The sequence below is a fragment of the Pantoea sp. Cr_R13 genome, from assembly GCF_029222565.1.
GTDB classification, from domain to species: domain Bacteria; phylum Pseudomonadota; class Gammaproteobacteria; order Enterobacterales; family Enterobacteriaceae; genus Pantoea; species Pantoea eucalypti.
The window spans coordinates 457,416-481,128 of the sequence record NZ_JARHXL010000018.1; the positions used below are offsets into that span (position 1 = coordinate 457,416).

At 56.1% G+C, this 23,713-nt stretch carries 18 protein-coding genes and 1 pseudogene; 10 read left to right on the plus strand and 9 right to left on the minus strand.

Translation table 11 applies throughout. From position 1 onward, the window contains the following. Window positions 1–101 precede the first annotated feature (101 nt). The gene (locus tag P2R09_RS19075; protein ID WP_275771974.1) at window positions 102–1,259 is read left to right on the plus strand and encodes a Gfo/Idh/MocA family oxidoreductase; all 1,158 of its coding nucleotides are present in this window, start codon (window positions 102–104) and stop codon (window positions 1,257–1,259) included. A 580-nt stretch (window positions 1,260–1,839) separates the two neighbouring features. On the opposite strand, the gene P2R09_RS19080 is transcribed toward P2R09_RS19075, so the two are convergent. Together P2R09_RS19080 and P2R09_RS19085 are read right to left on the minus strand one after the other, a co-directional pair. Next, window positions 1,840–2,118 carry a hypothetical protein gene (locus P2R09_RS19080; protein WP_275771976.1) on the minus strand — a complete coding sequence of 93 codons (279 nt, stop codon included), beginning with the start codon at window positions 2,116–2,118 and terminating at the stop codon, window positions 1,840–1,842. Window positions 2,119–2,689: 571 nt separating this feature from the next. Then, on the minus strand, window positions 2,690–3,937 hold the full coding sequence (locus P2R09_RS19085; protein WP_003855675.1) for an MFS transporter: 1,248 nt from the start codon (window positions 3,935–3,937) through the stop codon (window positions 2,690–2,692). Window positions 3,938–4,338: 401 nt separating this feature from the next. Here P2R09_RS19085 and P2R09_RS19090 point away from each other — a divergent pair, with 401 nt between their 5' ends. Both P2R09_RS19090 and P2R09_RS19095 read left to right on the plus strand, forming a co-directional pair. Next, a complete protein-coding gene (locus P2R09_RS19090) occupies window positions 4,339–4,938 on the plus strand; it encodes a hypothetical protein (protein ID WP_033763389.1) in 600 nt (199 codons plus the stop codon). 276 nt (window positions 4,939–5,214) lie between these two features. Further along, window positions 5,215–7,605, plus strand: a complete 2,391-nt coding sequence (locus P2R09_RS19095) for a glucose/quinate/shikimate family membrane-bound PQQ-dependent dehydrogenase (protein WP_275771978.1) — start codon at window positions 5,215–5,217, stop codon at window positions 7,603–7,605. 55 nt (window positions 7,606–7,660) lie between these two features. Here the strand turns inward: P2R09_RS19095 and P2R09_RS19100 are convergent, their stop codons facing one another. From P2R09_RS19100 to P2R09_RS19110, 3 genes are all read right to left on the minus strand, one after another. Continuing rightward, window positions 7,661–8,866 carry an MFS transporter gene (locus P2R09_RS19100; RefSeq protein ID WP_275771980.1) on the minus strand — a complete coding sequence of 402 codons (1,206 nt, stop codon included), beginning with the start codon at window positions 8,864–8,866 and terminating at the stop codon, window positions 7,661–7,663. A gap of 110 nt (window positions 8,867–8,976) precedes the next feature. Next, window positions 8,977–9,885, minus strand: a complete 909-nt coding sequence (locus P2R09_RS19105; RefSeq protein WP_275771982.1) for a LysR family transcriptional regulator — start codon at window positions 9,883–9,885, stop codon at window positions 8,977–8,979. A gap of 167 nt (window positions 9,886–10,052) precedes the next feature. Next, window positions 10,053–10,421, minus strand: coding sequence for a helix-turn-helix domain-containing protein (locus tag P2R09_RS19110; RefSeq protein ID WP_003855685.1), 369 nt, complete (start codon window positions 10,419–10,421; stop codon window positions 10,053–10,055). 716 nt (window positions 10,422–11,137) lie between these two features. Between P2R09_RS19110 and P2R09_RS19115 the strand changes: the two genes are divergently transcribed. The 3 genes from P2R09_RS19115 (at window position 11,138) to P2R09_RS19125 (ending at window position 14,295) form a co-directional block, all read left to right on the plus strand. Next, the gene (locus tag P2R09_RS19115; protein WP_003855687.1) at window positions 11,138–11,797 is read left to right on the plus strand and encodes a response regulator; all 660 of its coding nucleotides are present in this window, start codon (window positions 11,138–11,140) and stop codon (window positions 11,795–11,797) included. Beyond that, window positions 11,794–13,149 carry an ATP-binding protein gene (locus tag P2R09_RS19120; RefSeq protein ID WP_275771986.1) on the plus strand — a complete coding sequence of 452 codons (1,356 nt, stop codon included), beginning with the start codon at window positions 11,794–11,796 and terminating at the stop codon, window positions 13,147–13,149. The genes P2R09_RS19115 and P2R09_RS19120 overlap by 4 nt, the downstream gene beginning before the upstream one ends. 279 nt (window positions 13,150–13,428) lie before the next feature. After that, window positions 13,429–14,295, plus strand: a complete 867-nt coding sequence (locus tag P2R09_RS19125; protein WP_061061391.1) for a nucleoside-specific channel-forming protein Tsx — start codon at window positions 13,429–13,431, stop codon at window positions 14,293–14,295. A 119-nt stretch (window positions 14,296–14,414) separates the two neighbouring features. Here P2R09_RS19125 and yjdN read toward each other — a convergent pair whose 3' ends face one another. Then, on the minus strand, window positions 14,415–14,852 hold the full coding sequence (yjdN, locus tag P2R09_RS19130) for a VOC family metalloprotein YjdN (RefSeq protein WP_003855690.1): 438 nt from the start codon (window positions 14,850–14,852) through the stop codon (window positions 14,415–14,417). Between the two features lie 72 nt (window positions 14,853–14,924). After that, a complete protein-coding gene (locus P2R09_RS19135; RefSeq protein WP_275771989.1) occupies window positions 14,925–15,821 on the minus strand; it encodes a LysR family transcriptional regulator in 897 nt (298 codons plus the stop codon). A 114-nt stretch (window positions 15,822–15,935) separates the two neighbouring features. On the opposite strand from P2R09_RS19135, the gene P2R09_RS19140 reads away from it, so the two are divergent. The 3 genes from P2R09_RS19140 (at window position 15,936) to abgT (ending at window position 20,365) form a co-directional block, all read left to right on the plus strand. Continuing rightward, entirely contained in the window at window positions 15,936–17,249 is a 1,314-nt protein-coding gene (locus P2R09_RS19140; protein WP_275771992.1) for an amidohydrolase, read from the plus strand. Further along, on the plus strand, window positions 17,246–18,688 hold the full coding sequence (locus P2R09_RS19145; protein WP_275771994.1) for a M20 family metallopeptidase: 1,443 nt from the start codon (window positions 17,246–17,248) through the stop codon (window positions 18,686–18,688). The genes P2R09_RS19140 and P2R09_RS19145 overlap by 4 nt, the downstream gene beginning before the upstream one ends. 159 nt (window positions 18,689–18,847) lie before the next feature. After that, window positions 18,848–20,365 carry a p-aminobenzoyl-glutamate transporter gene (gene abgT, locus P2R09_RS19150; RefSeq protein WP_275771996.1) on the plus strand — a complete coding sequence of 506 codons (1,518 nt, stop codon included), beginning with the start codon at window positions 18,848–18,850 and terminating at the stop codon, window positions 20,363–20,365. A gap of 80 nt (window positions 20,366–20,445) precedes the next feature. On the opposite strand, the pseudogene nadS reads toward abgT, so the two are convergent. Further along, window positions 20,446–20,565 (minus strand): annotated as a pseudogene (nadS, locus tag P2R09_RS19155) (NadS family protein); the annotation flags it as partial. A 381-nt stretch (window positions 20,566–20,946) separates the two neighbouring features. Between nadS and P2R09_RS19160 the strand changes: the two are divergent. Continuing rightward, the gene (locus P2R09_RS19160; RefSeq protein WP_275771998.1) at window positions 20,947–22,356 is read left to right on the plus strand and encodes an MFS transporter; all 1,410 of its coding nucleotides are present in this window, start codon (window positions 20,947–20,949) and stop codon (window positions 22,354–22,356) included. Between the two features lie 44 nt (window positions 22,357–22,400). Here the strand turns inward: P2R09_RS19160 and P2R09_RS19165 are convergent, their stop codons facing one another. Then, window positions 22,401–23,711, minus strand: coding sequence for a cytochrome c (locus tag P2R09_RS19165; protein ID WP_140916103.1), 1,311 nt, complete (start codon window positions 23,709–23,711; stop codon window positions 22,401–22,403). Between the last annotated feature and the right edge of the window lie 2 nt (window positions 23,712–23,713).

Below are 23,713 nucleotides of genomic sequence, written 5' to 3' on the forward strand. Positions count from 1 at the left end.
TTAGTTTTTCTGTCGTAATAAGTTGGTGGTCAGATTATCAACAGGCGCGTCCGGACACAGGCGGGCTATGCATCATCCGAATTCAGGAGCAGGGGTTTAACATGAAAGTAGGCATTATCGGTCTCGGCTTTCGTCTGTCCCACGTGATCAAAGAGTTCAGCAAAGCCGACGACGCCTTCTCGGTAGTGGGTTATTACGATCCGGCGCCCGCCGGACTGCCTAATCTGCACAGCTTTGGTATCGCGCCCGGCCAGGCCTTTGCGTCCATCGACGCGCTGCTGGAACACGGCGGAATGGATGTGGTGCTGGTTGGCTCCCCCAACTTCCTGCATCTGGAACATGTGGGTCAGGCGCTGGCGGCGGGCTACACCGTGTTTACCGAAAAGCCTGTGGTGATTAATGAAGAGCAGACCATGGAGATGGCAAAGCTGGTACGCCAGTATGGCGAGGCACGCATTCTGGTCGGCCTGGTGCTGCGTTACTCCCCGCTCTATCACGATCTGCTGGCGGCACGCGATGCCGGTCAGTTGGGTGAGATCACCTCGATCGAGGCAACAGAACATATCAAGCCTTACCACGGCGCATTCTTCCAGCGCGACTGGCGACGTCTGGAGAAGTACGCCGGTCCCTATATTCTGGAAAAGTGTTGCCACGACATCGACCTCTACCAGGGCCTGTTACAGGAGCGCCCGATCCGCGTCGCCAGCTTTGGTGGCCGAAAATCCTTTACCCCCGCGCATGCGCCGCAGGGTGCGATCACCGCTGAGTCAGAGCTCTATCACGTGAAACCCAGCGGCTGGTCGAGCACCGATGCCGTCTTCGACAGCGACGCTGATATCGTCGACTACCAGACAGCCCTGATTGAGTACGAAGGCGGCGCAACACTCGCCTTCCACGCCAACCTGAACGTGCCTGATGAGTTCCGCCGTTTCTGTGTCATGGGCACTGACGGCATGGCGGAAGGCGACTTCGTACGAAACTACTTCCGTGTACATAACGCGCGCAGCGGTGAGAAAGAGGTCGACACCGCCTACAGCGGCAACGCTTATGATGGCCACTACGGCGCAGATGCGCTGATGGCCGAAGAGATCGTTAAACATATTAAACAGGGAACACCACTGAAAGTTTCAGTCGTGGACGCGCTGGAAGCGGGCCTCACCGCCATAAAAATCGATGAGGCGCGCAAAACCCGCAGCGTAGTGGATATGCGTGAAAGCTGGCAAACATTTGACGCCAACCTGGGAAAAACCGGGGCCTGATAGCCCCAGCCTCTGGGTCGGCCTCCCCCGCCGACCCCGGAATTTAAATGGCAGTATGACTGGTAACTTCCTGTACTGGCCTTCGGGCCAGTTACAATCTCTGTACTGAGCCAGCTAATAAAACCTGCGCCAGCGACCACGCACTCACCGCACAAATCCCCACAACCAGCCAAACAAACCGCTCCTCAGCCCGAGGAAACTTACGTACTTATAGCGATGGGAGCATACGCCTGTAGCAAAGCATCGCGCCGCCCGGATAAAAACGCCGGGAGCGTTTTTGAACAACGCAACGCGTTGGCCCGGCAACGGGCGCGCTGAGCCTGCACCGGGTAACCTTGTGTTGATACGCGATAGTCTTTCATCCCTGACGGTAATGCGTTTTTTAGTAACCTGGTTTCAATCGTCTTTGGATGAAATCATCCAGGCTAACCAGTAAAAAATCAGGCCAGCGATAAAGACGAGTAAGGGGGCGATAACGCGCATAATTCCTTCATTCGCAAATATTGCGATAAAAATCCCTATCACTACGGCGCTGATAATAATCGCACCTGATAGCTCAGAAATGACTTTTCTTATGAGTCTAAAGATTTTCGATTGCACCCAGAAATTGCTCCGTTTTCGAAGGATTTTTACGAAGAGTCTCACCAAGCTCAATGTAGTTAGGTAAAGGTTCTTCAAAGAGGAAGTAAAGCATTTCAAAATCAAGTATATAAAGCTTTGACCATAATTCAGGATTTTGATGCCTCAAACGCCGTGAAGCTGCAGAAGCACGCGAAAGCACTCCCTGCAGAACTATCCCGCCCGCAAGGGTGCCTGTCCATAATCGCAGTGATAACTTCGTTATCACGCTGGCCATCATTCCTCCAACAACTTAGTTGGCCCTGATTTGTCATTCACTCCTATCCCAGGATCAAGAACTGGGATTTGGAAAGGCCATTTTTTAATCACCGTTGCTGCGCGGCCTCACTAAAGGCGGAACAGGTAAAAATGCCGGAAATGAGCGGTTCGTATCAGCAAAGCATTAAGGAACTTTCAAAGGGTGCAGACCGGTTCAGGTCGCAAAAGAAATCCAGGCGATGAGGATATACGCCTCAGTCAATTCACCAACCGCACAAATTTCCTCAACTAACCCAATCATCCTCACCCACCTGCTCCACAGCCTGAGGCAACGATCAGACTCAAAGCGATGGGAGCATACGCCTGTAGAAAAAGCATCGCGCCGCCCGGATAAAAACGCAGGGAGCGTTTTTGAACAACGCAACGCGTTGGCCCGGCAACGGGCGCACCTCAGGGATGAGGTGCGTAATCGCCCGCGCTGAGCCTGCCAGGAATGGCGCTTTTGCGTCTTTGCGAAAGGCGTATGTTCCCCGAGCGTGCACCGCAGACCATAACCGCACACATCTCCTCAGCCAACCCAACCCGCTACAACGCTAGTCCTGAACCGGATCCACCTCATTCTCAAGCTTCTGACGCCGCCGCAGATGCGGAAACAACTTCATCCACAACGCCACCACAATCAGCGTACCGATGCCGCCAATTGCTGCCGCAGGTGCTGCGCCCACCCAGGCGGCCAGCAACCCCGACTCAAACTCACCCAGCTGATTCGAGGTATTAATAAATATCGCGTTAACCGCATTCACCCGCCCGCGCATGGTATCCGGCGTATCCAGCTGCACCAGCGCACCGCGAATCACCATACTCACCATATCAAAGCCGCCGAGGGCGCAAAGCGCCAGCAGTGACAGCCAGAGTTGCGTGGAAAGCGCGAATAGCAGGGTCGCAACGCCAAAGCCTGCTACTGAGCCAAACATAATCATCCCGACATGTTTTTCCAGTTTATGACGGCTCAGCCAGATACCCACCAGCAACGCCCCCACCGATGGCGCACCGCGCAACATCCCCAGCCCCCAGGGCCCGGTGTGCAGAATATCTTTGGCAAAAATCGGCAGCAGCGCCGTCGCGCCGCCCAGTAACACCGCGAACAGATCGAGTGAAATCACCCCAAGCACATCTTTACGGTCACGGATAAAGTGAATACCGGCAAACAGATTCTTTAAATTCATTGGCAAACGGGCCTGCACCGGGCGCTCATAGCGCAGCAGACTCACCAGCGTCAGCGAAATCAGATAAAAGAGTCCGGAAACGCCATACACCACATGCGGGCCAGCAACATAAAGCAGCCCGCCAAGCGTTGGCCCGACAATCACAGCCGCCTGCCCGCCAACTGAATTCATCGCCATAGCACGTGCCAGAATCGAAGGAGGCACCAGTGAGGGCAACATCGAAGACATCGCCGGCCACTCCAGCGCTTTTGCCACGGCAATCATAAACACCAGCCCCCAAAGCGCGGTCTTATCGGCAGTATGAAATAAGGTAAGCACCACTAATGCCAGCAGTGCGACAAATTCCACCAGTTGGCCGAACAGGACGATGCGCCGCCGGTCATACTGATCCGCCAGATGACCCGCTGGCAGCGCCAGCAACACCGACGGCAGAAACTGCATCAGGCCAATCATCCCTAACGCCATTGCGCTGTTGGTCAGCGCATAGATTTGCCAGCTGATCGCCACCGAGAACATCTGAAAACCAAATGATGAGCAGGTGCGCGCCAGCCAGAAGGCGACAAAAGTCCGATGTCGCCACAGCGACTCTTCCGCTGCGGATGCCATAAATCCCATGTCTTATCCCAAATCAGGTGAGAAAACCCGCGTCGTTGCGCGGTGTTATTGGTGTAAATGTTGACGATACAAGGTTAACAGACCCGGATGAGAGCGCAGGGCCTGCGGCTCCAGCCCTGTCTTACTGCGCAATACGCTGCATTACTTTGCAGTAACGGTGTGTCAGCCCCATCCTGATTATTAACAACCTATTGATACCGACCATTGAATATATTCCAGCACATCATCAGATACCAAAGGAATTATCATCTCACTGTTAATAGGTATATTTACTTTCTAATCCAACAAAAGGGTGATTTGGATTATGCAGTTGATCTATATTTATTCACGCGTTTAAAAAAATGCGATTTTTTATATGCTTAATTATCAATAAATCCTTTTTATTGCATTTCGTAGAGATAATGAAAAACAGTTTATATAACCCTTATGTTACTGAACCTATTCATCACGTTAAGCGTAATGTCACAGGCATTTGCTATAGCGTGCCTTATCTTGAGCAAAACCAGGACCGCGGAAATATACTTAATACAAACAACATTGTTTCATTGCACAACAAAATTGCAAGTGAAGAAGCATTAATGATTGTTCCGGTTGGCGATATTCGTTTGCAGGAAATGATCGCGATTCCGGACGCCTATGCACATTTACAAAATGAGCGCGTCCGGATTGGAATAAATTATTCCAGCTTAGCTGCGAACAGTGCGTCACTGCTTGAATTAACAACGAAATTTGATTTCTGGCTTTATGATTTTGCACCGCCGGGAGCAGACTGGCGACTACTTGAATCCTTTCCTTTTTCAGGTATTGTTTTAACTGAATCGTTCTTCAGTGATAATTACGAAAAATTTACCTTTCCCTTTTTTATGGCGACATTCCGTGAAAAAGGTGCAGAGGTCATCGTGCGATGTCATACGCCGCCTTTAACCGCTGAACAGTTTACTGAGATAAACATCAGCGGCTGGCAACAGCAACGCTCGGATGGCGATCTTATTAGCGGCTGATTCATAAATCCTGCCTTCCGGCGTTAAGGGCACATGGCGGTGCGCTTAACGTCCTTTAATCCCTCATAAAATGTCGTATTACTCCAATTGTTAAGCGCTTTAAGCTAAAAAAATCAAACCTCGATCTAATTTTGCTATAACATTTAACACAAAGGGACCGTCTGTCTTATCGGAAGAGATACTCAAGAACACCTTTAATCATTTGTACTTGATAACTGGAAACAGCCTATCTGGTTGTTTTCGTGTGTTTTATGGCAACGAAACGAGGTCGATATTATGGGGAAAAACTCCTCATCTTTTGGCGTAATTCGTTTCCTGACAGTACTGTTCGCAGTGCTGACGGGCGCGTTTATGCTGATTGGCGGTGGCTGGTTAGCCGCCATTGGTGGTTCCTGGTATTACGTTTTCGGCGGTGTGATCATGCTTATCACCGCTTATCTGCTTTCCCGTCGCAAAAGCACCGCGCTGGTTCTTTATGCGCTGCTGCTGATCAGCACCCTGATTTGGGGCGTGTGGGAAGTGGGTACCGACTTCTGGGCACTGGCACCACGCACTGATGTGCTGGTGATCTTCGGTGTCTGGCTGATCCTGCCGTTTGTTTATCGCAGCTTCAATGCCGGCAGCAAAGCGGCACTGGGTTCGATGGCTGTCGCGCTGATTGCCAGTGCCATCGTGCTGGCTTATGCGGTATTCAACGATCCGCAGGTTATCAACGGGTCTGTACCAGAAACCGCTGACAACGCTCCGCAGGCTACGCCGCTGAGCAACATCCCGGATGCTGACTGGCCCGCGTATGCGCGCGATCAGCAGGGAACCCGTTTCTCGCCGCTGAAGCAGATTAATCACCAGAACGTGAAAGAGTTGCAGGTTGCCTGGCAGTTCCAGACAGGCGACATGAAAACCCCTAACGATCCCGGTGAAATCACCGACGAAGTGACCCCGATTAAAATCCGCGACACGCTTTATCTCTGTTCGCCACACCAGATTCTGTTTGCGCTGGATGCGGCAACCGGTAAGCAGAAGTGGAAGTTCGATCCGGGCATGAAGGTGAACCCGACCTTCCAGCACGTGACCTGTCGCGGTGTCTCGTACCACGAAGTGCCCGCAGCAGCCGATGCAGCGAACACTCAGCCTGCTATCTGCTCACGTCGTATTTATCTGCCTGTGAACGATGGCCGTCTGTTTGCGCTGGACGCAGAGACTGGCGAACGCTGCCCGTCCTTTGGTGTCAACGGCGAGCTGGATCTCCAGCATAAACAGCCTGTCACCACAGCGGGTATGTACGAGCCAACTTCTCCGCCGGTGATTACCAATACCACCATCGTGATGGCGGGTGCGGTTACCGATAACTTCTCGACTCGCGAGCCATCAGGCGTGATTCGTGGCTTTGATGTGAATACCGGCAAACTGCTGTGGGTATTTGATCCAGGCGCGAAAGACCCGAATGCTATTCCGGCTGATGAACACACCTTCACCATGAACTCTCCGAACTCATGGGCCCCGGCAGTTTACGATCCGAAACTGGATACTGTTTACCTGCCAATGGGTGTAACCACGCCGGATATCTGGGGCGGTAACCGCACGCCAGAGCAGGAACGTTATGCGAGCAGCGTACTGGCCCTGAATGCCACGACCGGTAAGCTGGTCTGGTCTTATCAGACCGTGCATCACGACCTGTGGGATATGGATCTGCCGTCTCAGCCGACACTGGCTGATATCACCGATAAAGATGGCAACACCGTACCGGTTGTTTACGCGCCAGCCAAAACCGGCAATATCTTTGTGCTGGATCGTCGCACCGGCAAGCCAGTAGTACCCGCGCCAGAAACGCCAGTGCCACAGGGTGCCGCTAAAGGCGACCACGTTGCTGCCACTCAGCCCTACTCTGAGCTGACCTTCCGTCCGAAACAGAACCTGACGGATAAGGACATGTGGGGCGCGACGATGTTCGACCAGCTGGTGTGCCGCGTGATCTTCAAGCGTCTGCGCTATGAAGGTCCGTTCACGCCGCCATCTGAGCAGGGCACGCTGGTCTTCCCGGGTAACCTCGGTATGTTCGAATGGGGCGGTATCGCAGTTGATCCTAATCGTCAGATCGCGATTGCTAACCCAATGGCGCTGCCGTTTGTCTCTAAGCTGGTTCCACGTGGCCCGGGCAACCCGATTGAGCCGCCGAAAGGTGCTGAGGGTGGTTCAGGTACGGAAACCGGTATTCAGCCACAGTATGGCGTGCCGTATGGCGTCGAGCTGAACCCGTTCCTGTCACCGTTTGGTCTGCCTTGTAAACAGCCTGCCTGGGGTTATGTCTCCGCGGTGGATCTGAAGACCAACAATGTGGTCTGGAAACAGCGTATCGGTACCGTTCGCGACAGCGCACCGGTTCCGCTGCCGTTCAAAATGGGTATGCCAATGCTGGGTGGTCCTGTCACCACCGCGGGCAAGGTATTCTTCATTGGAGCGACCGCAGATAACTACCTGCGTGCTTTCAGCACCGATACCGGCGAACTGCTCTGGGAAGCACGTCTGCCAGCAGGCGGTCAGGCGACGCCGATGACCTATGAAGTGAATGGCAAGCAGTATGTTGTCATCGCGGCAGGTGGTCATGGCTCGTTTGGTACCAGGCTGGGTGACTATGTGATTGCCTACGCATTACCTGATCAGAAGTAATTCACTGGAAAGTGAATAACAAAAGGCGGACTCCGGTCCGCCTTTTTTGATCGCGCTATTTCTGCATTCCGCGCCAGTTAAGCCACGCGCAAAATAACATTACTCCGCAGGTTGCCAGAAACACGGGTCGCATCCCAAACGCGCCGCCGATGAGTCCACCAAACAGCGGGCCGCTCACCTGGCCGATATATTGCGCCGAGGTCGAATACCCCAGCATTCGCCCCACCTGTGAGGCTGGCACATTATGGCGAATAATTGCCGTGATGCACGGCATCAATCCGCCCAGGGCCATCCCCATCAGAAAACGTAATAACACCAGTTGCCAGGCTGCCGTGATAAATGCCTGTGGAATCAGCAGCAGTCCGCTTATTACCAGACCGCCGGTCAGTACCCGCCAGTGTCCCACCCGATCGGCCAGACGACCCAGTCGGGGTGCCGCCAGGATCGTGCCCAGCGCCGCAGCAGACATCACCAGTCCGGCTACTACTGTGACCTGATGGTCACCCCGCACAAACTCGCCCACGTAGAGCGTGATAATCGGCTCAATCGACATGCTGGCGAAAATCAGCAACATGCCGGAGAGCCACATCAGCCGCACCAGATTGTGATTAACCGGCTGCTCTGCAGGCAGCTGTTGCGGATTGCCGCGCGACGTCGCCGCAGCACGCGGCAACTCTCTGAGTAAAAAGGTGGTGGCGAGGAAAGCGAGAAAAATCACCGCGCCCGTCAGCCAGAAAGTCTGACGGATGCCGATCAGCGGCGGCAAGACGCCCCCCAGCAGCGGCCCGACCACATTGCCCGCCATAATGCCCGAGGAGAGGATGCCCAGCGCCCAGCCGGTCTGCGCTTTTGGCGTTTGCGCTGCCACCAGAATGGTCGATCCCGACGCGTAGCCGCCCAGCAGCCCCGCCAGCAGGCGCAGCGCCACCAGTTGCCACGGCGCCGTCGCCATGCCAATCAGCGACATCGCAATCGCCATTCCGAGACTGGCCCGAATCAGCATCAGTTTACGACCATAACGATCAGCCAGCCGGCCCCACAGCGGTGCCGTCAGCGCGGCGCTGAAAAAGGTTGCGCCATAGGCCAGGCCGGACCAGCGGGCAATAGCCGCAGGCTGCTCAACACCCAGTTGCTGAATATAGAGCGGCAGAAACGGCAGCAGCAGCGTCATCGCCACGATAGTGGTAAAAGAGCCAGCGACGCAGACTGCTAAATTCCGTTTCCAGTGTTGAAACTCTGCCGTTTCGGGTAACTGTTGCATGGTGATATCCGTTGAATGATCAGGGATACAGGCTAACCGGAGTCGCGCAGCAACAACAGTCGTGGCGGAATAGTTACTCTGTGGCGCTGATTGTTGTCAGCAGGCAACAATCAGCCTGGATTTAGCGCCTCGACCAGTGCATCACACAGTAGCGTCACCGGTGACACCGGGTCGGGATGGTCGTGAAGCAGGAGATAGCTTTGCAGGCGATCCATCTGCCACTCCGGCAGCAGCTGCTGGATATCCCCACGCGCCATCGCCTCCTGCGCCATGTAGGAAGGCAAATACGCGATGCCACTGCCCGCCAGCGCGGCATTAAGCAGCGCCATGCTGTTGTTGGCGCGAAAACGACTGCGCACGTCCAGCGCCAGTCGCTGTTTATCCCGGCGGAACGGCAGCGCGGCGGTGTGTGCCGGACCATGGAACATCAGCAGGTCGTGGCGCGGCAGCATTTCGGGGTGGGTGATGGCGGGCCGCTGCGCCAGGTAAGCGGGCGCGGCATAGAGTCCCCAGTCGATATCGCTCAATACCCGGAAATTGCCCTGCTGCGGCGATCGGGATCGGGATCGGGATCGGATCACAATCGCCAGATCCGTCTGATCGTCCAGCCGATCATGATTGCGATCGGTCAGATCGAGATCAACGTTGATATGCAGATGACGACGCAGAAAACGGTTCAGAACAGGAACGACACACTGGCAGCCGAAGGTGACGGGTGCCTGAAGTCGGATATGGCCGGCGGGCTGCTGATGCAACTGCTGCACAAAGGCTTCGGCACGCTGGACTTCTGCCAGCATACGCACACAGTAGGGATAGTATGCCTGGCCCATCTCGGTGAGTGCCAGCCGCCGGGTAGTGCGCTGCAATAACCGGATACCGAGCCGCAACTCCAGCCGGGCGATCTCCCGACTGACATGGGATTTGGACCAGCCCAGTGCGCGTGCCGCTTCACTGAAACTCTGTAATTCTACTACCCGAGCAAATACCAGCATGGCGGTTAAATTCGCGCCGTTTTCCATGTTTCCCGACTCCGAAAATAAAGGGATGCTGGCAACAAACTAACACGTTCAGGCTGGGACGCTGTGGCGGGCGGGGAAAAAAGCGAGGCAGAGGCAGGAGGAGAATAGCGCAGAGCGCGGGCCGACCTTCCCGTCTGCTGGCTGTGACGGGAAGATCTTATCAGGCATCAGCTGGCCATCGCCAGGGGGAACAGCAGCCGATCCGGCTCAACGCGACGCTGACGGCGCAACTGGCCCGGCGTCATCATGAAATAGTTTTTAAAGGTGCGGGTGTAGGCCTGCTGGGTATCGAAGCCGTAGTTCATCGCCACCTGCAGTATCGCTTCGTTGCTGCTCAGCAACGTGAGCGCAGACTCGGTCAGGCGGCGCTGACGGATATATTCTGCCAGTGAAAAACCAGTATGCTGTCGAAACAGGCGTTGCAGATGCCAGCGCGAATAGCCTGAGCGGCGCGCCACTTCATCCAGGTGCAGATCGTGTCCTAAGTTATTCTCAATCCAGTCCAGCAAACTCCGAATAAACTCGCGCTGATTCATGGTTCCTCCTGTCGATTCTGATGTGCAGTGGAACCACTTTACTTGTTTAAATTTATCCCTTAATTAGCAGAAAATTAGCGCAGAATTAGCAAGGACGGAAACGGGTGCCGCATTGCGCGGCCAGACGCGACTCCAGCAAAACGTTAAGGCCGGCAGACTGCCAAAATAATTTGTGCTGAGGCAAGCGCGAGTCCCTGAGAGCTGACATCAGTCAGTGACTGGGGTGAACAAAAGCAGCCAGTGCCGCTTCAGTGCGAAGTATGACAACAACGGTCCGCCAAAATAATTCGTGCTGTGGCAAGGCGGCAAATGCGCGAATCCCCGGGAGCTGACATCAGTCAGTGACTGGGGTGAGCAAAAGCAGCCAGTGCCGCCACAGTGCGAAGTAAGACAACAGCGGTCCGCCAAAATAATTCGTGCTGTGGCAAGGCGGCAAATGCGCGAATCCCCGGGAGCTGACATCAGTCAGTGACTGGGGTGAGCAAAAGCAGCCAGTGCCGCTACAGTGCGAAGTAAGAGAACAGCGGTCCGCCAAAATAATTCGTGCTGTGGCAAGGCGGCAAATGCGCGAATCCCCGGGAGCTGACATCAGTCAGTGACTGGGGTGAGCAAAAGCAGCCAACGCCGCCACAGTGCGAAGTATGACGGCGGAAGGATAATTCTGGCCTAACAATTAGTGAGTAAACTCTCTCTTATCTTTATGAAGGAGATCAGCCATGCGCGTGTTACTGGTTGAAGATGATGAAATGATCGGCGCTAACCTGCAGCAGGCACTGCAGGGCGCGGGCTGGTCGGTGGATTGGGTGCGCGATGGCGTCTATGCCCAGAACGCCTGGAGCGAAGGCGGCTACAGCTGCGTGCTGCTCGATCTCGGCTTACCACGGGATGATGGCCTGCAGGTCCTGCGCCGGGCGCGTGGGCGCGGCGACGCGACGCCAGTACTCATTCTTACTGCACGCGACACGGTGGCGCAGCGGATTCAGGGACTCGACAGCGGCGCTGACGACTATCTGCTTAAACCGTTCGATTTACAGGAAGTCATGGCCCGGATGCGCGCCATTACCCGACGCAGCCACGGCGCAGCCGACTCGGTGCTGGGTAGCGGCGATGTACAGCTGGATATGATGACCCGCGAAGTACTCTACAAAGGCCAGCGTGAGCAGCTTACGGCGCGCGAATATGCCCTGCTCTACGCCCTGCTGGAGCGGCCGGGCGCTATTCTGTCACGCGAACAGCTGGAAAACCGTATCTATGGCTGGGGCGATGAAGTCAGCAGCAACGCGGTGGATGTGTTGATCCACGGGATGCGCCGCAAGCTGGATAACGACGTGATCCGCAACGTGCGCGGTCTGGGCTGGCGGGTGCCGGCAATATGAAACCTTTTCGCTTTATGCGCTCACTGCGCAACAAATTACTCTCTACGCTGCTGATTATTCATCTGCTGATGATCGGTGGCGTCACCTGGTATTTCTTCAGCTGCTACGGCGATATGGTCGGCACCATGAAGGACGATCAGCTGGCCAAAATCGCGGATGCCTGGTCCACCAATAAACAGATGCCCGCCCTGATGCCGATGCTTATTGCGCCTGACAAGGCGAAAAGCGCCTTTGTGGTGCAGCTATGGGACGATCAGGGTCAGTTGCGCGCCAGCTCATGGCCAGAGCTGCAGGCCCCGCTGCAAAACCAGCGTGGCTATCGCGACGTCCATATCGGTCAGTGCGACGACTGTGAATGGCGCATCTATACCCGGCCCGGCTTGCCTGGCAGTGAGATTAAAACCATTCAGGTGATGCACAACCTCAGCTACATGAAGGCATTGATGGTCAAGCGGGCGCTGTCGGCGATCATTCCGATGATCCTGATGATGCCGCTGTCGCTGCTGGTGATCTGGCTGGTCGTACGCAAGATCACCCGTGATCTGCAGGTCGCTTCGCGTCAGATTGCGGCGCAGGAGACCCATCATCCGCACAACGTCTCACCCGAAGGCTTGCCGGATGAGATCCTGCCGCTGGTGGCCGCCTATAACTCGCTGCTGAGTAAACTGCGTGAGGCCTGGTCGTCACAGCGTCAGTTCCTGGAAGATGCCGCTCATGAACTGCGCACGCCGGTAACGGCCGTGACGTTACAGCTGGAAAACCTGCGTCAGCATATTCAGCCAGGCGAAGCGAGCCGGCAGTTCAGCCAGCTGGAAGCGGGCGTGACACGTACCCGTCACCTGGTCACGCAATTACTCAATGTCTCACGCCAGGATGACCAGAGCGTGGTCGCCAGCGTTGAGCATATCGAACTGGAAGATCTGCTGAAAGAGAGCATTGAGCAGCTGATGGTCGTGGCGGATAAGCGCGGCATCGATATCGGCTTTAATGGCTCCACGCAGTACCGTCTGCAGGCCAGCCGTTCCGAGCTGCGCAGCCTGTTCGATAATCTGATTGGTAACGCCATGCTACACACGCCGGAAGGCAGTCTGGTCGATGTGCTGCTGCATCGGGTTGCCGGAAAGACAGTGGTCGATATTGTGGATAACGGGCCGGGCATGCCGGAATCCTTTATCGAGCGCGCATTTGATCGCTTCACCCGTTCGCCTGACGTTAAAGCCCAGGGTAGCGGGCTGGGATTGTCCATTGTACGCAACGTCGCTCAAAAGCATCAGATTCACGTCGCCCTTTCCAATTGCCTCTCGCCAAAGGGTGCAATTTGTGGTTTGCAGGTTCGCGTTACACTTCCCTGATTCCCGCTGTTTGATCACGAACCAGACAACGTAAACGGTTGCCTGGTTCCGTTCGATCCACGCCGTTATTGTGAAGTTCATCACATTTTAGCTGAATTGTAATGCAACACTTTTTGACAAACGTGAGCAAAATCTATTTTCTATCGATCTGTTACAGGCACGCTACGCGGGCTGAAGAACTGGCTGTTATTTGCTGTGAAACCCTCATTCCCATCAAGGGACCGATTTTTCTCTGACTGCGTCTGCTGTGCGGCGGTCAAAAGCATGTGGCTGATAATAATGAAATATAAAACGTTGATAGCAGGTGCCGTGCTGGCATGTTCATTGAGTGGTGCTGCGCAGGCAGCGGAAAGCGATCCGCAGTATGTCTCCGACTGGTGGCATCAGAGCGTAAACGTGGTAGGCAGCTACCACACGCGTTTCGGACCGCAGTTTAACAACGACGTTTATCTGGAATATGAAGCGTTTGCGAAGAAAGACTGGTTTGATTTCTACGGCTATCTCGACGTGCCTAACTTCTTCGGCGTGGGTAACAGCAATGCCAACGGCGTGTTCGACCACGGTTCACCGATGTTTATGGAGATTGAACCACGCTTCTCTATCGACAAACTGACCGGCACCAGCCTGGCCTTTGGCCCGTTCAAAGAGTGGTATTTCGCCAACAACTACATTTACGACATGGGCCGCAACAGCGATAACCGCCAGAACACCTGGTATATGGGTCTGGGCACCGATATCGATACCCATAGCGATGTTGGCCTGTCGCTGAACGTCTATGCCAAATATCAGTGGGAAAACTACGGCGCGGCGAACGAAAACAGCTGGGACGGCTATCGCTTTAAGGTGAAATACTTCGTGCCAATCACCACGCTGTGGGGCGGTAATCTGGGCTATGTGGGCTTCACTAACTTCGACTGGGGTTCCGATCTCAATGAGAAAGGCGGCTCATCACGCACCAGCAACTCTATTGCCTCCAGCCACATTCTGTCCCTAGGTTACGATCACTGGCACTTCTCTGCGGTGGCGCGTTACTTCCACAACGGCGGACAGTGGGCGGATGGCCAGGAGCTGAACTTCGGCAAGGGTCCGTTTGAAGTGAAATCGACCGGCTGGGGTTACTACCTGGTGGCGGGTTATAACTTCTGATAACAGCGGGCGGTTGCAACAACCGCCCGTTTAGTCGGTGAGCTGGCCCAGGACATAATGGACCAGCGTCAGCTTTTCAGATGCAGGCCAGTCAGATAAGCGCTGCATCTGCCCCGCATTTAATTCTGCGGCTTCTCAACATTGATGCGCCATGGAATGTTGAATTTATCAATGAACATCGCGAATCCGTTCGACCAGAACGTCTCCTGCCACGGCGTCGTCACTTTGCCGCCTGCCGATAATTTCTCAAACCAGGCTTTGCCCTTTTCAACATCATGGGTAGAAAGGCTGACCGCGTAACCCGCATGTTCTGACGCTGGCGGCTGTTCGGTATTGCCATCGCTGAGCATCAGCTCACCGTCACCAATGCGTAATTGCGCATGCATGATCTTTTCTGGCGGCTGTGGCGCTGCGGACTCATCGCCAACCTGCTCACCCTGATCCGGCATGTCACCGAATTTCATTTTAGAGAGTAACTCTCCACCGGTTGCCTGCAGGTAAAAGTCGATAGCCTCTTCACAACGGCCATAGAGAAACAGATAAGGACTAACTTGCATCGTAACCTCTATTTGTCGGTTGGATTTTTTCAGTACCTTAACAGTGTAGACGATCGACTTTACGTACTGATTTTACTGACAATAACGGCGAAAGAGTTGTGCCATATAACTGCTCATTGGGGTCAGCGTCGTGTCTTTGCGCTGAATCAGATAGAAGATCGCTTTCGGCAAAGGGTCGTCGAGCGACAGTGCCACCAGCGAACGGCCCAGAATGGGATCGTCAATCACGTCGACTGACAGAATACTGATGAAATCACTTTGTGCCACCGGGCTGGTGCAGGCCATAAAGGTTTCACAGGTCACCACGATTTTAGGTGCCATGCCGCGCTCGCCAAACAGATCGTGCAGCAAGCGATAGTAACTGCCTTTCGGGGTTGGCATCGTCCAGTCTGCCTGCTGTAATTCTGCCAGAGAACGTGCTTTCTCCAGCGGATGGCCTTTGCGCACCACCACTTTGTACTCGCGTTCCATTACCCGCTCATACATCAGCTCCTGATCGAGATGGCTCTGGTCATACGTATTGATAGTGAAATCAAGCGCCCCCTGACGCAGCTCATGCACCATTGAGACCAGCTGGCCTTCAACAATGCGCACCTTCACGAGCGGGTATTCGCGATGAAACTGGTTTATCACCTGCGGCATAATGGTGCGCGCCACGCTGCCACCCACGCCAATATTCACCTGACCGCCGCCCAGCCCCAATCGCTGCTGGATATCCTCTTCGGCGACCCGCAGCTCTGCCAGTACCAGGCTGGCATGACGAAAAAAGTTATCACCGATATCGGTCAGCACGACACCCTGCTGACGGCGGATAAACAGCTTTGCCCCCAACTCGCGCTCCAGCTCCTGAATCGCTTTGGTTAACGCCGGTTGCGACAGCCCGGAAAGTCGGCTTGCGGCCCGGATACTGCCCTGTCGAGCCACGTCAGTGAAAGCGCGCAGCTGATGAAGTTTGAGATTAGCAGACATAGTTTTGCGATAACCGTTGTTTATCAGTCACAAGATATTCGCATCTTATGCCGCCCAACTCCATTGTGTAGATTCGATGCAGTGCATAAAAAATCAACAACGAGGAGAGAGCCGATGAGACCCCTTTCAGAGCACGTCTGCGCCCTGCTGCCAAAGCTGCAACAGTGGCGTCGCGACTTCCATCACTACGCCGAATCGGGCTGGCTGGAGTTCCGCACCGCGACGTTAGTCGCAGAAGAACTGCATAAGCTCGGTTATCAACTGAAGCTGGGTCGTGAAGTGATCGACGCCGATGCGCGGATGGGCTTACCTGACGAAGCCGTACTGAAGCAGCAGGAGGCGCGCGCGTTACAGCAGGGCGCGCTACCGCAGTGGATCAGCCACTTCTCCGGCGGATTCTGCGGCATTGTGGCGACACTTGAGACCGGTCGCCCCGGTCCGGTGATGGGCTTTCGCGTCGATATGGATGCACTGGATCTCAATGAAAGCCAGGCCGACGATCATCTGCCACAGCGTGAAGGTTTCGCCTCCTGCAACGCCGGCATGATGCACGCCTGCGCCCATGACGGTCATACCACCATTGGTCTGGGCCTCGCTTCCGTGCTGATGGCAATGAAAGATGAACTCAGCGGCACAATTAAACTGATCTTCCAGCCCGCCGAAGAGGGTGTGCGCGGTGCCAAAGCGATGGTCGCGGCAGGCGCAGTCGATGACGTTGATCGTTTTACTGCGATTCACATCGGTACCGGCGTGCCGGCAGGCGAAGTGGTATGCGGCAGCGACAGCTTCCTCGCTACTACCAAGCTGGATGTTCACTTCACCGGCGTCGGTGCCCATGCGGGCGGTCGCCCGGAAGAGGGCCGCAACGCCCTGCTGGCTGCCGCACAGGCGACGCTGGCGCTGCATGGCTTAACCCAGCACAGCGGCGGCGTGGCGCGGGTTAACGTTGGCGTACTGCAGGCAGGAACCGGCCGCAATGTGGTGGCCGACTGCGCCCTGCTGAAAGTCGAAACCCGTGGCGTCACTAATCAGGTTAATGACGATATTTATCAGCAGGCGCTGCGGGTGATTGCCGGTGCAGCCGCGATGTATGGCGTTGAGCAGCAGGTTTCATTAATGGGTGCTGCACGCAGCTGTACCCCGACGCAGCCGTGGGTCGATTTTATCCATCAGCAGGCAGATGCACTCGGCATATTCGACTCTGTGGTCGATCGTAAAGCGCAGGCGGCAGGTTCGGAAGATGCCACTTACATGATGGAGCGCGTAAAGCAGCGTGGCGGCCAGGCCTCTTACGTCATTTTTGGCTGTGAACTGGCGGCGGGTCACCACAATGCGAAATTCGACTTTGATGAGCGGGTCATGCCAGACGCCATCACGTTGCTGGCAACGCTGGCGCTGAATCAGGCACAGTTCGGAGGATCACGATGATTGAAGCATTTATTGCCGGGTATATCGATCGCCATCAGCTCCGCTTCAGCACGCTCAGTGACGCTATCTGGGACACGCCGGAAACCCGTTTTGCCGAGACCCGATCCTCTGCTCTGCTGGCTGACGCGCTGGAAAAAGAAGGATTCACTGTGAAACGCGGTGTGGGTGGCATTGACACCGCCTTTATCGCCAGCGTGGGCAGCGGCAAGCCGGTGCTCGCTATCCTCGGCGAGTTCGATGCGCTGGCTGGTCTGAGCCAGCAGTCGGGCTGTGCACGGCCGCAGCCGCTGGAGGCTAACGGCAACGGACACGGCTGCGGCCACAACCTGCTCGGTACAGCAGGTGTAGCCGCGGTGTGCGCCGTAAAAGCCTGGATGGAACAGCATCACACGGGCGGCACGATTCGCTTTTACGGTTGCCCTGGCGAAGAAGGCGGATCGGGCAAAACTTTTATGGTGCGCGAAGGGCTGTTTGACGACGTTGATGCCGCGGTGACCTGGCATCCTGAAGGCTTCAGCGGCATGTTCAATTTGCGCACGCTCGCCAATATCCAGGCGGCGTTCAGCTTTAAAGGCATCGCGGCGCACGCGGCCAACTCTCCCCACCTGGGCCGCAGCGCGCTGGATGCCGTCACGCTGATGAATACCGGTGCCAACTTTCTGCGCGAGCATATCGTGCAGGAAGCGCGTCTGCACTACGCCATCACCAATAGCGGTGGCGTTTCACCGAATGTGGTGCAGGCCGATGCAGAGGTGCTTTACCTGATTCGCGCCCCGGAACTGCCGCAGGCGCAGGCGATCTACGAACGGGTGATTAACATCGCCAGGGGCGCTGCACTGATGACCGACACCACGCTGACCGTGCGTTTTGACAAAGCCTGTTCAGACTACGTGCCTAATCGTGCACTTGAAGCGGTCATGGAGCGCTATTTGCATCAGTTTGGTTTGCCCGACTACAGCGACGAAGAGCGCGCGTTTGCGGCGGAACTGCGTGCCACTCTGACCGATGACGATCTGCGCAACGCCCGGCTCAATGCCGCCCGTACGGGTGGCGAAGCCGGTCATGCCTGGGCTGCGCAACTGGGCAATAAGCTGTTCATGGATGAGGTCGCGCCCTATGCGGTTACGCGTGAGCTGCTGTATGGCTCCACCGATGTCGGCGATGTCAGCTGGGTGACGCCGACCGCACAGTGCTTTGCGCCCTGTTTTACCTTCGGCACGCCGCTGCACACCTGGCAACTGGTGGCGCAGGGCCGCACCACTATCGGGCATAAGGGAATGTTTCTGGCAGGCAAAGTGATGGCGGCCACGGTGTTAACACTGCTAACGGATCCGCAGGCGCTGGCTGGCTGCCGGGCCGAGTTTGAACGGGTGCGCGCCGCGCAGCCTTATATCTGTCCGATCCCGGCGGGGATCACACCAACAAAACTGGCCGAATGAGCCACCGGCCGTGTCTCTGACACGGACCACTATAAAAATAGTGCAAACACATCCCTGCTTCAGCGGAGCCGACTCTGAACTCACCGTCGGTCATATACCATGACCGACGCCAGACCGGGCCTGCGCCGATAGGGGAAACACAAGACGAGAACCCATACCATGGAAGCAACATCCGAGAACCGAAGCCCCGGCAGGCTCTTCAGCTGGATCGAGCGTGTGGGCAATAAAGTGCCCAACCCGTTCTTACTGTTTGTTTATTTGATCGTGGTGCTGATGGTGGCAACCGCCATTATCAGCGCACTGGATCTGGCGGTAAAGAACCCCAGTAACGGTGAAATGGTGCGGGTGAACAACCTGCTGAGCGTCGCAGGCATTCAGTGGATCCTGCCCAATATCATCAAAAACTTCAGCAGCTTCACCCCGCTGGGATCGATTCTGGCGCTGGTGATTGGTGCCGGTCTGGCGGAAAAAGTCGGCCTGCTACAGTCACTGATGGTGAAGATGGCGTCGCGCGTCAGCCGTCGTTACGCCAGCTATATGGTGCTGTTTATCGCCTTCTTCAGCCATATTTCCTCGGATGCTGCGCTGGTGGTGATGCCGCCACTCGGTGCGCTGATCTTCCTGGCAGTGGGCCGTCATCCGGTTGCAGGCCTGCTGGCGGCCATTGCCGGCGTCGCCTCTGGCTTTACCGCCAATCTGCTGATTGTCACCACCGATGTGCTGCTCTCGGGCATCAGCACCGAAGCGGCTAAAGCCGTCAGCGACACGGTGCATGTCAGCGTCATCGACAACTGGTTCTTTATGGCGACCTCGGTGATTGTGCTGACGATAGTGGGCGCGCTGCTCACTGATAAATTCGTCGAGCCGCGCCTGCCGAAGTGGCAGGGCAACGGTGAGAAGCTGGCGGCACTGACCCCTCTGGAGAACCGCGGTTTGCGGGCCGCCGGGATCGCCGCGCTGCTGTTTATCGCCCTGATGGCGTTGCTGGTGGTGCCCGAAAATGCACCGCTACGCAATCCCACCACCGGCGCCATCATTCCTTCGCCTTTTATTCAGGGCATTGTGCCCATCATCATTCTGTTCTTCTTTGTGGTGGCGATTGCTTACGGCGTGGTGACACGGCAGATCCGCCGTCCGGATGATATCCCGCAGCTGCTGGTCGATCCGATGAAGGGCATGGCGGGCTTTATTGTGATGGTGTTTCCGCTGTCGCAGTTCGTGGCGTTCTTCAACTGGAGCAACATGGGAAAATTCATGGCAATCGGGCTGACCGATGTGCTGGAAAGCGCAGGCGTCAGCGGCGCGCCCGCCTTTCTGGGCCTGATGTTCCTGTCGGCGTTTCTCTGTATGTTTATCGCCAGCGGCTCAGCAATCTGGTCAATTCTGGCGCCGGTCTTTGTGCCGATGTTTATGCTGCTCGGCTTTCATCCCGCCTTCGCTCAGATGATTTTCCGCATCGCTGACTCCGCCGTACTGCCGCTGGCACCCATGTCGCCCTTCCTGCCGCTGTTCCTGGCCTTTTTGCAGCGTTATCAGAAAGATGCGCAGCTCGGCACCTATTACGTGCTGATTTTCCCCTATCCGCTGGTGTTCTTTATCAGCTGGATAGCGCTGCTGATGGTGTGGTATCTGCTGGGTCTGCCAATTGGGCCGGGTGTCTGGCCGAAACTGCCTTAAGTCTCAGTGCCACCGATGCAGGCATTATCGGTGGCGCTTTCTCTCTTTTCCGGCTGGGGGATATCGGGGCATGGGTTGAGTGCCCGAATAGCCTTCACATCGGCCACCGTATAGCGCGTAACACGACCAGGCACCCGGACGCCGTTTTTGATCTCAACAGCTTCTTCCAGCGATGCTTTCAGCTCGTCAAAAAAACTCACGTTAACCTCATCTTTCCGTAATTGGGTCTGCTTCTTCAGCTCAGCTTTTTCCGCGTCCGTGAAGAAAGTGTCACAAAGCGGGACTATGCTAGCGCAAGGACGCCATTTGCATCCATGCGGACCTGCCCTCACGTGACCGGGCTGAGAGACAGACCGGTATTTGCGGCATGCAGATGCTGCTCCAGTCGTCGCTGCCGGAGTACGTGCGCCACAGATGGCAAAACCTGCAACGTACATTGCTAAATCGTCAGCAATACCCCGCTCGGCAACGGCGGATGAATTGATTATTCTGCTATTTCTTCGCTTGCTAACGGTTAACTCTGTTAGTCCTTATCTGACCGGCTGCGAGTCGTCTCCACACTGCCTGAGGTTCATGCTGAAATGACCACTACCTCCACCAGCCTGCCGCCACTGCACGCTTCATCGGCGGCCCGCAACAGCTTAGCCGCACGAGTTGATGCGCTGCCCTCCTCCACCGGTTTGTGGCGCTTTATTACGCTGCTGGCGCTGGGCGGTTTTTTTGAGCTTTATGACCTGTTTGAAACCGGCTATATCAGCACCGGCCTGCTATCCGCAGGCGTATTTCACACCGGCGCGGCAGGCGTGCTGGGCTTCTCCGATCAGGCGGCATTCGCCTCGGCCACTTTTCTCGGCCTGTTTTTCGGTGCCAGCCTGCTGGCGCCCTACGCTGACCGCTTTGGTCGCCGTCTGACCTTTATGTGTGCGCTGCTGTGGTATGGGCTGTTTTCACTGCTGATGGCGTTCCAGCAGAGTGCGGAGATGATTATTCTGTTCCGATTCCTGGTGGGGATCGGGCTGGGCGTCGAGCTGGTGACCATTGACACCTATCTGTCGGAGTGGGTGCCGACCCATCTTCGCAGCCGCGCCTTTGCCTTCTCTTTTTTCGTGCAGTTTTTGTCGGTACCCGCCGTGGCGCTGATGTCCTGGTGGCTGATTCCGCAAACGCTGCTCAGTCTTGAAGGCTGGCGCTGGGTAGTGATCGCAGGCGCGGTCTGTTCACTGGTGATCTGGCTGGTGCGCAGAAATCTGCCGGAGTCGGCACGCTGGCTGGCGCAGCAGGGCCGTCATCAGGAGGCGCATCAGGTATTGTCCACGATGGAGCAGCGCTGTGGTATTCCGGCTGGCCCCGCTGTTCAGCCCGATGACGCTGCAGGGCAGCTGCCAAAACGAGGGCGTTTCAGCGAGATATGGTCACCCGCTTACCGCAAGCGCACCCTGATGCTGGTGGTGATGAACTTTTTCCAGGCGATCGGCTTTTTCGGCTTTGGTAACTGGCTGCCTTCGCTGCTGTCAGGCAACGGTGCCACGGTGACGCACAGTTTGCTTTATGCCTTCTTCATCACGCTGGCCTATCCGCTCGGTTCGCTGATCTGCAGCCGCTACGCTGACAAGCTGGAGAATAAGTGGCAGATCGTCCTGTCGTCGCTGATGACGGTGGTGTTCGGCACGCTGTTCGCCTTCCAGACACAGCCGGTGCTGCTGATTCTCTGCGGCTTCCTGATCACCTGGTCCAACGCCTGGCTGACCTTCAGCTTCCACGCCTATCAGACCGAGATCTTCCCGACCCATATCCGCGCGCGGGCAGTCGGCTTCTGCTACTCCTTCAGCCGCCTTTCTACGGTCTTCAGCAGTATTCTGATTGGGGTGATATTGCAGTATGCCGGCACGCCAGGCGTGATTACCTTTATCGTGCTGAGCATGGTGATGGTGATGCTGTCGGTCGGGATTTACGGGCCGAAAACGCGCGGAATCGATCTGGAGAATATTTAAAAAAAGGCCGTCATCCTGTTGATGACGGCCTCTGTTACTGCCGGTTATTTACCTTCCAGTACGCTGATATCCGCACTGCCCAGCCGATCTTTCTCATCTTTACGCAGCTCAGCGACCTGTTTCGCGCTGACCTGTTTTGACGCCGTGTTGCCCCAGCTGTTGCGCACGAAGTTAACCACGTCCGCCACCTGCTGATCGTTCAGACGCCAGCCAAATGCTGGCATGGTAATGGTCGACGGCGCGCCATTGACGCCAGGCAACTGCCCGCCCACCAGCACGATATGGATCAGGGAGGTGGGATCATCCGCCAGAACGACCGGATTACCGCGCAGCGCTGGATAGAAGCGTTTATAGCCACTGCCATCGGTTTTATGACATGCCGCGCAGCTGTCAACGTAGGTTGCAGCACCCGTCTGGCTGTCATCGCCACGCCACAGCGCTTTTGCCGTGGCATCATCCACGCTGAACGCTGCCTGATGGGGATCTTTCGCACCCAGTGACTTCAGATAGCGCGCAATTGCCGTGATATCAGACTCGCTCAGGTGCTGCAGACTGTGTTCCACCACATCGGTCATGCCACCGAACGCGGCAGTCTGATCGTTGCGGCCATAACGCAGGAACTGACGCAGATCGTCTTCGCTCCAGCGCCCCAGCCCATCGCGGTTATCGCCGCGCAGGTTGCTGGCGGTCCAGCCATCAATAGGAGCACTGCTGCCCGCCAGATAGTCGCTGCCCTCTTCGTTAGTCAGCGCCTTCTCCTGCATGGTGATGCTACGCGGTGTATGACAGGCCCCGCAGTGGCCCAGTCCTTCAACCAGATAGCGACCGCGTGCCAGCACCGGATCTTCCTCTGCTGCAGGCTGGAATGCTTTCACGTCGGGCGCAAAAATCCCGCGCCAGACCGCCAGCGGCCAGCGCATCGATAGCGGCCAGGGGATGTCGCTCTCCCGATTTGGCTGCTTAACCGCCGCAACGCCATGCATGAAGTAAGCGTAAAGCGCCTTCATGTCTTCATCGCTGACCACGGCGTAGGAGGGATATGGCATCGCCGGATAGAGCGTATCGCCGTTTTTCGCTACGCCGTGACGCACCGCTTTCTGGAAGTCGTCATAGCTGTATTCACCAATGCCGGTGTCGCGATCGGGCGTAATGTTGGTGGAGTAGATGGTGCCAATGGGTGTCGCCATCGGCAGACCACCGGCAAACGCCGCGCCGCCTTTGCTGGTGTGGCAGGCAACACAGTCACCGGCACGCGCCAGATACTCACCCCGTTTAACCAGATCGTCCTGGTTGCTCTCCGCCAGTGCGGCAAACGTCAGGGAGCCAAGAATCAGAGCCAGAATGCTATTTTTCATCG

Bases quoted from the DNA above. Each gene is read 5' to 3' on its own strand.
- P2R09_RS19075 (WP_275771974.1), top strand. From the start codon at position 102: ATGAAAGTAGGCATTATCGGTCTCGGCTTTCGTCTGTCCCACGTGATC.
- P2R09_RS19080 (WP_275771976.1), bottom strand. From the start codon at position 2,118: ATGATGGCCAGCGTGATAACGAAGTTATCACTGCGATTATGGACAGGC.
- P2R09_RS19085 (WP_003855675.1), bottom strand. From the start codon at position 3,937: ATGGGATTTATGGCATCCGCAGCGGAAGAGTCGCTGTGGCGACATCGG.
- P2R09_RS19090 (WP_033763389.1), top strand. From the start codon at position 4,339: ATGAAAAACAGTTTATATAACCCTTATGTTACTGAACCTATTCATCAC.
- P2R09_RS19095 (WP_275771978.1), top strand. From the start codon at position 5,215: ATGGGGAAAAACTCCTCATCTTTTGGCGTAATTCGTTTCCTGACAGTA.
- P2R09_RS19100 (WP_275771980.1), bottom strand. From the start codon at position 8,866: ATGCAACAGTTACCCGAAACGGCAGAGTTTCAACACTGGAAACGGAAT.
- P2R09_RS19105 (WP_275771982.1), bottom strand. From the start codon at position 9,885: ATGGAAAACGGCGCGAATTTAACCGCCATGCTGGTATTTGCTCGGGTA.
- P2R09_RS19110 (WP_003855685.1), bottom strand. From the start codon at position 10,421: ATGAATCAGCGCGAGTTTATTCGGAGTTTGCTGGACTGGATTGAGAAT.
- P2R09_RS19115 (WP_003855687.1), top strand. From the start codon at position 11,138: ATGCGCGTGTTACTGGTTGAAGATGATGAAATGATCGGCGCTAACCTG.
- P2R09_RS19120 (WP_275771986.1), top strand. From the start codon at position 11,794: ATGAAACCTTTTCGCTTTATGCGCTCACTGCGCAACAAATTACTCTCT.
- P2R09_RS19125 (WP_061061391.1), top strand. From the start codon at position 13,429: ATGAAATATAAAACGTTGATAGCAGGTGCCGTGCTGGCATGTTCATTG.
- yjdN (WP_003855690.1), bottom strand. From the start codon at position 14,852: ATGCAAGTTAGTCCTTATCTGTTTCTCTATGGCCGTTGTGAAGAGGCT.
- P2R09_RS19135 (WP_275771989.1), bottom strand. From the start codon at position 15,821: ATGTCTGCTAATCTCAAACTTCATCAGCTGCGCGCTTTCACTGACGTG.
- P2R09_RS19140 (WP_275771992.1), top strand. From the start codon at position 15,936: ATGAGACCCCTTTCAGAGCACGTCTGCGCCCTGCTGCCAAAGCTGCAA.
- P2R09_RS19145 (WP_275771994.1), top strand. From the start codon at position 17,246: ATGATTGAAGCATTTATTGCCGGGTATATCGATCGCCATCAGCTCCGC.
- abgT (WP_275771996.1), top strand. From the start codon at position 18,848: ATGGAAGCAACATCCGAGAACCGAAGCCCCGGCAGGCTCTTCAGCTGG.
- P2R09_RS19160 (WP_275771998.1), top strand. From the start codon at position 20,947: ATGACCACTACCTCCACCAGCCTGCCGCCACTGCACGCTTCATCGGCG.
- P2R09_RS19165 (WP_140916103.1), bottom strand. From the start codon at position 23,711: ATGAAAAATAGCATTCTGGCTCTGATTCTTGGCTCCCTGACGTTTGCC.